The following is a 1,029-nucleotide window of genomic DNA, read 5'->3' as shown; positions in this document are numbered from 1 at the left end:
AAAACGAACGTCACCTTGGGATAAATGCGGATCTTTCTCGTCAATATACGGCGGATTGGAAACAATTAAAGCAAACTTTGTTCCCTCTGCAATAGGCTCGAACCAGCTACCTTGGTCAAACGTCACATTTTTGATGTTTAGCTGCGCGGCATTGTACTCAGCAAGCTCTTTGGCCTCTTGTTTGAGGTCAACTCCCATTACCTGACGATTCGGTAGCTCAGACGCTAATGCCAACGCAATTGCTCCTGTCCCCGTGCCTAAATCTAGAATCGATCCGGTCTGCCCATAGGTTTTATCCAAAGCAACTTCCACCAAACGCTCGGTGTCTGGTCTTGGGATCAAGGTAGTAGGAGAAACTTTGAGAGGTAGAGACCAAAACTCACGCTCACCAATAATGTAAGCAACGGGTTCGCCTGTTAAGCGCCTTGCGAGTAAAGCATCAAACTGCGCTTGTTGCTCAGGTTCCAATGCTTTTTCTGGCCACGTTAGCAAATAGGTTCGCGGTTTGCCAAGAACATGGCAAAGAAGGACAGCTGCATCGAGAGAAGGCGACTCTTTGCCGCCTTCTGTCAGTTTTGCCGTCGCACTTTTCAGTGCTTGCTCAATCGATTGAACTTGGCTCATCGATTAAGCGTTCTCAGCTAGCGCCGCTAGTTGGTCTGCTTGGTGTTCTTGAACCACTGGGTCAATCAAGCTTTGTAGGTCGCCTTCCATCACTTCGTTCAAACGGTAGATGGTTAGGTTGATTCGGTGGTCAGAAACGCGGCCTTGCGGGTAGTTGTAAGTACGGATACGGTCACTGCGGTCACCAGAACCTAGTAGGTTACGACGCGTGTCAGACACTTCTGCCGCACGACGCTCTTGTTCCGCTTGAACGATACGAGCAGCCAGTACTGCCATCGCTTTCGCTTTGTTCTTATGCTGTGAACGCTCGTCTTGACACTCTACCACTGTACCCGTTGGTAAGTGGGTAATACGAATTGCAGAATCCGTGGTGTTAACGTGCTGACCACCCGCGCCAGATGCACG

General features: G+C 49.8%; 2 protein-coding genes. Both read right to left on the bottom strand.

Annotation, left to right across the window (positions count from 1 at the left end):
- Positions 1–624 (bottom strand): peptide chain release factor N(5)-glutamine methyltransferase (gene prmC, locus R7070_RS26590; RefSeq protein WP_318141571.1); only part of this gene is annotated, 624 nt, incomplete at its 3' end.
- A gap of 3 nt (positions 625–627) precedes the next feature.
- Positions 628–1,029, bottom strand: a 402-nt coding sequence (locus R7070_RS26585; protein ID WP_318110995.1) for a peptide chain release factor-like protein, incomplete at its 5' end; no start/stop codon positions are given.

It is taken from the genome of Vibrio sp. 1557 (assembly GCF_033340175.1).
GTDB lineage: Bacteria > Pseudomonadota > Gammaproteobacteria > Enterobacterales > Vibrionaceae > Vibrio > Vibrio alginolyticus.
This window is presented reverse-complemented; position numbering and strand designations above follow the sequence as displayed.